General features: G+C 67.9%; 7 protein-coding genes and 1 pseudogene. 3 read left to right on the forward strand and 5 right to left on the reverse strand.

From position 1 onward, the window contains the following. Positions 1 to 30 precede the first annotated feature (30 nt). The 3 genes from ABZ194_RS29700 to ABZ194_RS29710 are packed head-to-tail and all read right to left on the reverse strand — an operon-like array spanning position 31 to position 1,941. Positions 31 to 447, reverse strand: coding sequence for an arsenate reductase ArsC (locus ABZ194_RS29700; protein WP_355600330.1), 417 nt, complete (start codon positions 445 to 447; stop codon positions 31 to 33). Further along, positions 440 to 1,555: an ACR3 family arsenite efflux transporter gene (gene arsB, locus ABZ194_RS29705; protein WP_355600331.1), complete on the reverse strand. Its 1,116-nt coding sequence runs from the start codon at positions 1,553 to 1,555 to the stop codon at positions 440 to 442. The genes ABZ194_RS29700 and arsB overlap by 8 nt, the downstream gene beginning before the upstream one ends. Continuing rightward, the gene (locus tag ABZ194_RS29710) at positions 1,552 to 1,941 is read right to left on the reverse strand and encodes a metalloregulator ArsR/SmtB family transcription factor (RefSeq protein WP_355600332.1); all 390 of its coding nucleotides are present in this window, start codon (positions 1,939 to 1,941) and stop codon (positions 1,552 to 1,554) included. Before ABZ194_RS29710 ends, arsB begins: the two co-directional genes overlap by 4 nt. Positions 1,942 to 2,045: 104 nt before the next feature. Here ABZ194_RS29710 and arsM point away from each other — a divergent pair, with 104 nt between their 5' ends. Further along, a complete protein-coding gene (gene arsM / locus ABZ194_RS29715) occupies positions 2,046 to 2,882 on the forward strand; it encodes an arsenite methyltransferase (protein ID WP_355600333.1) in 837 nt (278 codons plus the stop codon). Positions 2,883 to 2,892: 10 nt separating this feature from the next. On the opposite strand, the gene ABZ194_RS29720 is transcribed toward arsM, so the two are convergent. After that, positions 2,893 to 3,141, reverse strand: coding sequence for a hypothetical protein (locus tag ABZ194_RS29720; protein WP_355600334.1), 249 nt, complete (start codon positions 3,139 to 3,141; stop codon positions 2,893 to 2,895). Between the two features lie 278 nt (positions 3,142 to 3,419). Between ABZ194_RS29720 and ABZ194_RS29725 the strand changes: the two are divergent. Continuing rightward, positions 3,420 to 4,321 (forward strand): annotated as a pseudogene (locus tag ABZ194_RS29725) (transposase); the annotation flags it as partial. A 130-nt stretch (positions 4,322 to 4,451) separates the two neighbouring features. Here ABZ194_RS29725 and ltrA read toward each other — a convergent pair. After that, complete coding sequence (gene ltrA / locus ABZ194_RS29730) at positions 4,452 to 5,882, reverse strand: group II intron reverse transcriptase/maturase (RefSeq protein WP_355600335.1); 1,431 nt, start codon at positions 5,880 to 5,882, stop codon at positions 4,452 to 4,454. A 1,254-nt stretch (positions 5,883 to 7,136) separates the two neighbouring features. On the opposite strand from ltrA, the gene ABZ194_RS29735 reads away from it, so the two are divergent. Further along, on the forward strand, positions 7,137 to 9,194 hold the full coding sequence (locus tag ABZ194_RS29735) for an NACHT domain-containing protein (RefSeq protein ID WP_355600336.1): 2,058 nt from the start codon (positions 7,137 to 7,139) through the stop codon (positions 9,192 to 9,194). Positions 9,195 to 9,336: the final 142 nt, after the last annotated feature.

A 9,336-nucleotide genomic window follows, 5' to 3' on the forward strand; every position in this document is an offset into this window, starting at 1 on the left:
TCTGCGCGGCGGTCGGGCGGAGGTGCGTGATCAGTGCTCGGGCAGCAGTTCGGCGAGCAGGCCGCGGACGCGGTGCTCGATCTCGTCGCGGATCGGGCGGACGGCTTCGACGCCCTGTCCGGCGGGGTCGTCGAGTTTCCAGTCGAGGTACTTCTTGCCGGGGAAGACGGGGCAGGCGTCGCCGCAGCCCATTGTGATCACGACGTCGGATGCCTGCACGGCTTCCATGGTGAGGATCTTCGGGGTCTCGGCGGACATGTCGACACCGACCTCCGCCATCGCGATGACGGCGGCGGGGTTCACGGTGTCGGCGGGTGCGGACCCGGCGGAGCGGACTTCGACGCGGCCTTGGGAGAGGTGGGTGAGGAAGGCGGCGGCCATCTGGGAGCGGCCCGCGTTGTGGACGCACACGAACAACACCGACGGCTTCGGCTGGGGCTCAGACACGGGCGGAACCTTCCGGGGAGACGGCCGGGTCGGCTGTCGCTGTGGTCTGGGGGAAGTAGCGGCGGGCGGCGAGGGCGACGTAGACGAGGCCGATGAGGACGGGGACCTCGATGAGGGGGCCGACGACTCCGGCGAGGGCCTGGCCGGAGGTGGCGCCGAAGGTGGCGATGGCGACGGCGATGGCGAGTTCGAAGTTGTTGCCCGCCGCGGTGAAGGCCAGGGTCGTGGCCTTCGGGTAGTCGAGGCCGACCGCGCGGCCGACGGCCAGGGACCCGGCCCACATCAGCGCGAAGTACACCAGCAGCGGCAGCGCGATCCGGACGACGTCCAGCGGCTTGGAGGTGATGGCGTCGCCCTGAAGGGCGAAGAGCACGACGATCGTGAACAGCAGCCCGTACAGGGCGAACGGGCCGATGCGCGGGATCAGTTTGGTCTCGTACCAGGTGCGGCCCTTGGCCTTCTCGCCCAGGCGGCGGGTGAGGAACCCGGCGGCCAGGGGGATGCCGAGGAAGATGAGCACGCTGCGGGCGATCTCCCACACGGAGACGTCGAGGGCGGTCTGCTGAAGGCCGAGCCAGCCGGGCAGCACGTTGAGGTAGAACCAGCCCAGTCCGGCGAACGCGATGACCTGGAAGACGGAGTTCAGCGCGACGAGGACGGCGGCGGCTTCGCGGTCGCCGCAGGCCAGGTCGTTCCAGATGATGACCATCGCGATGCAGCGGGCGAGACCGACGACGATCAGGCCGGTGCGGTACTCCGGCAGATCCGGCAGGAAGATCCAGGCCAGGGCGAACATCAGGGCTGGGCCGACGACCCAGTTCAGGACCAGGGAGGGGATGAGCAGGCGGCGGTCGCGGGTGACGGTGCCGAGCCGGTCGTAGCGGACCTTCGCCAGCACCGGGTACATCATCACCAGCAGCCCGAGCGCGATCGGCAGCGAGACGCCGGTGACGGTGACCTTCGCGAGCGCGTCGCCCAGGCCGGGCACGAGGCGGCCAAGTCCCAGGCCGGCGGCCATCGCGGCGAGAATCCACACGGCGAGGAACCGGTCCAGGAACGACAGCCGGGCCGCGACCGGGCCGGTCGCCGTGGACGTCGTGTCGCTCATGAGGCGGCCGGGGCGGGTCCGGCCGGAGTGCCGGGGCGGGTCAGGACGGCGGCGAGCCGGTCGGTCGCGGCGGGCAGCAGCCGGTAGTACACCCACGTGCCGCGGCGTTCGGAGTCGATCAGCCCGGCCTGCTTCAGCAGCTTCAGGTGGTGGGAGATCGTCGGCTGGGACAGCTCGAAGGCGGGGGTGAGGTCGCATACGCAGATCTCCCCGCCGTCCCGCGAGGCGATCATCGACAGCAGCCGCAGCCGCACCGGATCACCCAGCGCCTTGAACACCTTCGCCAGGTCGGTGGCCGTCTCCTCATCCAGGGGGGCGGTCAGCAGGGTGGGGCAGCAGCCGTCGGCCGTGTCCTGGCCGAGCACCACAAGCTCTTGTTTCGACATGTTTCTATATTGACGTTTTTCGATATAAGCCGCAAGATTGAATCGAAGAACGCAAATACAACCCGGTGAGAGCCCCGCCAGGCCCCGTCTTCGAGGAGTCAGCCATGACCGAGCAGTCCACCGACCTGCGCGAGACCGTCCGCCAGCGCTACGCCGCGGCCGCGGTCCAGGTCACCGAGGGCGGCAGTGCCTGCTGCGGACCGGCCGCCATCGAGATCGACGACAACTTCGGCTCCGCCCTCTACACCGGCGGCGAGCGCGACGACCTGCCCGCCGAGGCCGTCGCCGCCTCGCTGGGCTGCGGCAACCCCACCGCGGTCGCCGACCTGGGCGAGGGCGACCGGGTGCTGGACCTGGGCTCCGGCGGCGGTATCGACGTCCTCCTCTCCGCCCGCCGCGTCGGTCCGACCGGCAAGGCGTACGGCCTCGACATGACCGAGGAGATGCTCGTCCTGGCCCTCGCCAACCAGAAGAAGGCCGGCGCCACGAACGTCGAGTCCCTCAAGGGCACCATCGAGGCCATCCCGCTGCCCGCGAACACGATCGACGTGGTGATCTCCAACTGCGTGATCAACCTGTCCACCGACAAGTCCGCCGTCTTCGCCGAGACGTTCCGCGTCCTGGTCCCGGGCGGCCGGATCGGGATCTCGGACGTCGTCGCCGACGACGCCCTCACGCCCGCAGAGCGGGCCGAGCGCGGCGACTACGTCGGCTGCATCGCGGGAGCCCTGTCCGTCACCGAGTACCGGGCGGGGCTCGAAGCGGCCGGGTTCACCGGCGTCGAGATCACCCCCACCCACGCGGTCGCCGACGGCATGCACTCCGCCATCGTCAAGGCCACCAAGCCCTGCACCGAAGAAACCGGCGGCGAGCGGGCCACCACGGCAGCATCCGGCACGTGCGGTGAGGTGTGCGCCGCGGCCGGCTGCTGCGGGAGCTGACCGTCGACGTTCAGTCCGCCAGGTCGTCGGCGGGGCCGTGCTCGGCGCGCTCCCCGTGGCAGGTGGACCAGAAGAACGTCTGCCCGCACGGGTCGGCCCACACGGTGAGCGCGCCGGCGTGCAGGCGTGGCTGCCGGTCCTCATATCTGAGGGAGGTGTGAACGTCGTGGGCCAGGAGGGCTTTTCTGAGGTCGTCCATGGCGACGATCACCTGTGGCGGGGGACCGATGTCCAGGCGGCCGGCGGGGTGGGGGATCACATCAGTTCCTTTACTGGGGGTTGTGGCCCCGGGATCGTCGATCGGCTCAGCTCTGGGGCGGGCGAGCACGGGTGACGGTTCCCGGGGCCACCGGGAGCGGCGGCCCTGGGGTGACCTCGCGGGTACGGGGGCGTGGGGCGGGGTCACCTGCGGGCGTGGGGACTGGGCCTGCCGCAGGTCTTCACGGGCGGGATCGGCGTCCTAGGGCGCGTATCGAGTCGTGATCAACCTGTGGGATTCGCCTTCGCGTCAGGGCTTGGACCGGTAGATCTTGCTGCGTGACGCGAGTGCAACTGACGGATGCGGAGTGGGAGTTCATCGGGCCGTACCTGCCGATCGGCGAGTACGGCCCGTATCCCGAGCGACTGCGGCAGCAGTTCGAGGGCGTGATCCGGCGGTTCAAGACGGGCGGGCAGTGGCGGGAGATGCCGCGGGAGTCCGGCGCCTGGCCGACTGTCCACAACCGCTTCCGGCAGTGGCGTGACGCAGGCATCTTCGAGGCCCTGCCGGAGGGCCTGATCACGGAAGCCGCGCTGCGGGGTGAGGTGGACCTGTCCCTGGTCAGTATCGATTCCACCACCGCCCGGGCCCACCACGACGCTGCCGGGATGCACCTGGACCAGGAGGCCGTCGCGGCTCTGGAGAAGGCCGCCGAGCGGGAGAAGGCCAGGTCAAAGGGGGCGGCCTCGGCGAACAAGCCGGCCAGGACACCGAAGACGATCCCGAGCGGGAAGGGCGGCGGCGCATCCGGCGCCGGCAGAAACTCCGGCTGAAGGCCGCCCTCATCGGACGCTCCAGGGGCGGGCAGACCAGCAAGGTTCATCTGGCCGCCGACCGGAAGTGCCGCCCGCTGGCGTCCGTCCTGACCGCGGGCCAGGCCGCGGACAGCCCGCAGTTCGTCCCCGTGCTGGGGCGGGTACGGGTCCGTGGGCCTGTCGGCCGCCCTCGCACCCGGCCGGACGCGGTTGCCGGGGACAAGGCCTACTCGTCTCGCGGCAACCGCGCCCACCTGCGGGAACGCGGTATCAAGGCGGTCATTCCGGAGAAGAGGGACCAGGTCGCCAACCGGAAGAAGAAGGGCTCCAGAGGCGGTCGGCCCGTCAGCCACGACGCGGACCTGTATAAGGAGCGGAACACCGTCGAGCGGCTGATCAACAAGCTGAAGGCCTGGCGAGGCATCGGTGAGGTCGACTCGGGGCGCCCTGCTGATGTTTCCACCAGTGGGTTTCCCCGAGCCGCCTCCCGAACCCGGCGTGCCCGTCTCCGAGCACCGGGCTCTCCGCAAGTCCCGTTGTGGCCTGGCCGGATTCTCAAGCCGTAGTGGGCCACGGGCTCGGGATCACCGTCCCTCGGTATCGGTACCTTGTCGTGCTTACCTTTGCCGGGTTGAACAGTTCTCCTTCCTCCGTGGTGGGCCACCAGCCGCCTTCGCAATAACGTCGGCGGAGCTGCTTCCATGCGATTCCGGGGTGCTTGCGCCGGATCCACCGCATGACCCGCATCCACGCGAAGTGGCTGAGGTAGCAGAAGGCGACGTTCGAAACCCCCGGACGGAAGTACGCGCACCAGCCCCGCAGGACCGAGTTCAATCGGCGCAGCAGGGAGGTCAGCGGCAGTCCGACGTTCTGTCGTCCGGTCAGTTCCCTCACCTTGGCCGTCGCCGAGCGCACTGACTTGCGCGCCGGGTAGGTGTAGATGTACTGCCGACCGGCTCCCCGCTTTCGGTGACGCTGGATGCGCCATCCAAGGAAGTCGAAGCCCTCGTCAATGTGGGTGATCCTCGCCTTCTCCACCGATAGGCGAAGACCCATCGGCTTCAATGCCTCCGCGACGTTCCTTCGCAGTTCTTCAGCGTGATCACGGCTGCCTGAGACGAGCACGAGGAAGTCATCCGCGTACCGGACCAGCCGGTAGTTGGACAGTCCTCGCCGCCGTCTGCGGCGCCGTTCCTCGGAGCTACTGCCTGCTCCTCCAGGGGCCTGGGCGATGTGCTCGTCCAGGGCTGAGAGTGCGATGTTGGCCAGCAGGGGCGAGAGGATCCCACCCTGCGGGGTACCGGTGCGTGTGTCGGTAAGGGTTCCGTTCTGGGACATGATCCCGGACTTGAGAAACGCCTTCACCAAGGACAGCATCCGCTTGTCCCCGACCCGATCCCGCACCCGGTCCATCAGGGCCGTATGCGAGATCTCGTCAAAGCACGCCGTGATATCGCCCTCCACCACCCACTCATACGAATGGCTGGTGAGGTGGCGAGTCTCGGCGACAGCGTCCTGAGCCCGGCGGTTCGGACGGAATCCGTACGAGCACGGGAGGAAATCCGCTTCGAACACCGGCTCCAGCACCAGCTTCAAGGACGCCTGAACCACCCGGTCCGCCACGGTCGGGATGCCCAGGCGACGGAACTTGCCATTCGCCTTCGGAATCATCCGCTCGCGTACCGGGACCGGATGGAAGCTACGGTCTTTCAACTGAGATCGCAGCCCGTCGAGGAAGACCTCGACTCCCTGCCCGGCCTCGATGGAGCGTGAGGTCCTCCCGTCCACTCCGGCCGTGCGGGCACCCTTGTTCCCCCGGACTCGATCCCACGCCACCAGCAGGAGAGCGGGGTCGGCCACGAGGTTGAACAGATCGTCGAACCTGCGATGAGAGTCATCGTTTGCCCAACGGTGCAGCTTGGTCTGGATCTCCAGTACCCGGTGTTCGGCCTTCATCAAGGCCCACTCCAGCTCGTCGGTGTTCACCGGCGACAACCTCCTGGCATTCCAGCATCCTTACTGTCGACTTGCTGGCCCCCTTCCCCCTGCGGCCGGCTCTCCCGGCCTCCGAGTACTACGGAGCCTCCGCCCTGCCCGGCAGCCATCAGCCAGCGATGGGCCTGCCCTCGGCCGGACTGGAGATCCGGCACGGAGGGCGACCGCGGACAGTTCCCACGTTCACCACGGAATCGATCGGCGGGTGAGGTGCCCAGCTCTACCCCGGCAGCATCGCCACACCTACGCCGCAGACCTTCGGCGTGGCCTCCCCACCGATAGGTAGAGTCGGCTTCGGAGTCGACCGCCGGCTCGCCGGCAGTCGTGCACTGCGTCCGGCCCGTATCCGCCAGGTTGGAGCCGGTGTCGTAATTACGGGGCGTCAGGCACTGGTTCCTCGCGTACACCTTCCCGTCTCGCTAGCCGGACCCGAACCGTCTGGCAGTGCCAGTCCGTCCCGACGTTGTCAGGGCTGCTTACCGCCCACCTCGGTATCCTCCGAGACGAGCTGCCCCCAGCTTCAGCCGGATTGCTACGACAACCCGGCGGTGAAGGTCTCTCACCGCCTCCGCCCCGGCCGACGGCGGCTTGCGGCCCCTGCGCGACCCGGAGGTGGTCGACCTCGACGATGACGAGGACGGCGCCGAGAAGTAACTCAGGAGGTCGGCCTGGACGGCGAGGGCAAGGAGTCCATCACGCCCACTGTGGAGAATGAGGGCGTAGTTGGCGCAATTTTGAGGTGCGACGTCTCCGTATCGCTGATGATGCTGTCATGGCGGGGAAACTGCTGGCGTGGTCAGGCGGATTTGTGGCTGCCGCCGCTTCCGGTGGCCTTATCTGGTACTTCAGCCGAGTGGGGTGGGAGAAAGCCAGCTGGGTGGCTGGCGTCGCTGGACTGTTCGTCACCGTGGCTGGTCTGGCGGTTGCAGTCTGGGGACTGGTGCTCCAACACCGGGCCGGTGCTGGCGGGCAGCACGTGGCGGCGAACGTGGCAGGGCCCGTGTACCAGGTGCGAGGGGCGACGGGCTCCGTCCGGATCAAAAGCAGTTCATCGACAGCCACACCCCCCGCTGGCTCGGCACAACCCCCGCAGGCCCCTCCTGCTGGCAGTCAGTCGGTGACCGGTTCGATTTCCGGCCCGGTCCACATGGTCGACGGTGGCACAGACGTTGAGTTGGAATGACACCGAATCTCCCTGACGCCTGGACTAGGTGGAGACGCCGGCGGAAGTTCGCCTCGCAGTCCGTGAGCCGATCGACAATCTGGGGCAGCGTCTTCCAGATCCAGAGCGACGGCGATGTCATCCTCCAGAACCCCGTCATCGCGTCGGCCCTGCCTCATCAGCACCAGGCGCTGCTGGGCTGGGCGAAGGCCCTTGCCGACTCGGTGAGGCGGCAGGAGGCTGGTGTCCGTGCCCGGCTGCTGGCGGACGACAGCACTCCCAAAGCAGCCGACTTGGAGTTTCACCGAGCCGAGCTTGACCTGGTGCGCTGGCGCGAAGACGAAGGCGCAGGCAGCGGATCTCTGACGAGCATCGCCGCCTTCCACACCGGGCTACGCCAAGGCAGGCTGGTTGTGCTGGGCAACGCGGGTGCTGGCAAGACCGTGCTCGTGATGCAACTGCTGCTCGACCTGATCACGAGCCAGGAAAGGGCTCCCGCCGAGCGCGGCCGCCTGGTTCCGGTGCGGCTCAGTCTTCCGAGCTTCGAGGATTCCCGCCTCACTTCGCCGGATGTGCCTCCCTCAACAGTGGCTGGGCTGCTGGACGAATGGATCGTGCGTCAGATCTCCAGTGGAGCCCATCCGCTCAAACGTCGACAGGCCAGGGAACTGGTGCAGGCGGGCTGGGTACTGCCGATCCTCGACGGCCTTGACGAGATGGACCCCGATGGGGCCTTCCCTGCACGCGCTCTGGCGGTGATCCGCGCACTCAACACGCCCGGCCACTACGGTCCGCAACCCGTGGTGATCACCTGTCGAGCCGACCTCTACCGCCGTCTGGAACAGACGACTAGTTCAGCGATGCGCCGCGGGGAAGTGCCAGTGCTCCAGGACGCCGCGGTGGTCACACTGCAACCGCTTGACATCGACCGTGTGCGGCAGCACCTTGAGTATCGGTTTCCCGGGCGCTCTTCGGAAGCGGGGGTTGAGGACCGGTGGCGCCCGGTCATCACCCACTTGACGGATCATCCGGACAGCCCGCTCGCCCAACTGCTGTGCTCCCCGCTGTGGCTGTTCGTCACCGTGGCGACCTACCTCGACCACGGGCAGCCAGAGGAATTGATCCGGCTCCCAGCGGACAAGCTCCGCGACTTCCTGCTCGCCCGGCTCCTGCCGGAATCTGTCGCCCAGCACCAGCATCTGGGCACCGGTTACTCGGAATCCGAGGTCCGCCAGTGGCTCGGCACCCTCGCCCACCACCTCGCAATAGCCCGCCAACGGGGCCACTCGGGCACCGATTTCTACCCGCATCAACTGTGGCGAGTGGCTGGCCACCACCTGCCGCGCATCCTTTCCACGGCGGCCCAGGGCGCGCTGACCACTCTGTTTCTGCTGCTCGCCCTGAGCCAGTACCACAGCAAAACCTCGTACTGGATCCCGCCCTACGCCCCCGGACGCTCACTCTTGTTGGCCGGGCTGCTCCTAGTCGTATGGGTGACCGTCCGCACAGCCCGGACCGACGGCCGCCTGCGTGGACTGGACACATCCCTGCTGCGCACCCCTTCAGGCAGACATCGAATGCTGTTCGCGCTGTTGTGGCCCGTGGCCGGGTGGGCGGTCGGCTACGCGTTCGGCCTCTGGTTCAGCCAGGGCTACGGACCCAGGGTCGGCCAGGCACACAGACTCGCCTTCGTCTCCATCGGGCTGGTCCTCGCTACAGAGGTCGTACTTGCCCATCGGCCGTCGGCCGTCAGTCGGCCGAGCCGGCTGATGGGACAGGCGCTCGCTTTCCAGGCCGTGGTCCTGACCTGCTACGCGCTTGCGCTTAGCGCCGGTTTCGGTGCAATGAATCTGGCGGCCTACCCGTGGCTGTCCTGGACCGCCTTCGGCGACGGAGCAGTGCTTGGGCTCTGGATGGGGCTGGCCATCGGAATCGTGAGAACCTGCGACTCATCGTGGGCTCTGTACGCCATCGCTGTCGTGATCCTGATCGTCCGCCGCCGCTTCCCCCGCCGCAGGCTGGGGCCCTTCCTCGACTGGGCTTATGACGCTGGCCTGTTCAGGCTCTCGGGAATCGCTGTCCAGTTCCGCCACCATGCCCTGCAGGACTGGATCGGCAAGGACACCCCGACGGCCTCCTGACGCCATACTCTCCAACAATTTGCGGAGCTTACTCGTCCAGACTACGAGTTCGAGCTGAACTGGTTACTGCAGTGCGCCGGAGAGGTTGAGCAGATGCGGGAAGGAAAGAGGTCACCGAGAGCCACACATGTGGCAGCGAGTC

The sequence above is a fragment of the Streptosporangium sp. NPDC006007 genome, assembly GCF_040614315.1.
Lineage (GTDB): Bacteria > Actinomycetota > Actinomycetes > Streptosporangiales > Streptosporangiaceae > Streptosporangium.

Coding starts and splice junctions, on each gene's coding strand:
- ABZ194_RS29710 (WP_355600332.1), bottom strand. CDS start 1,941: ATGTCGAAACAAGAGCTTGTGGTGCTCGGCCAGGACACGGCCGACGGC.
- arsB (WP_355600331.1), bottom strand. CDS start 1,555: ATGAGCGACACGACGTCCACGGCGACCGGCCCGGTCGCGGCCCGGCTG.
- arsM (WP_355600333.1), top strand. CDS start 2,046: ATGACCGAGCAGTCCACCGACCTGCGCGAGACCGTCCGCCAGCGCTAC.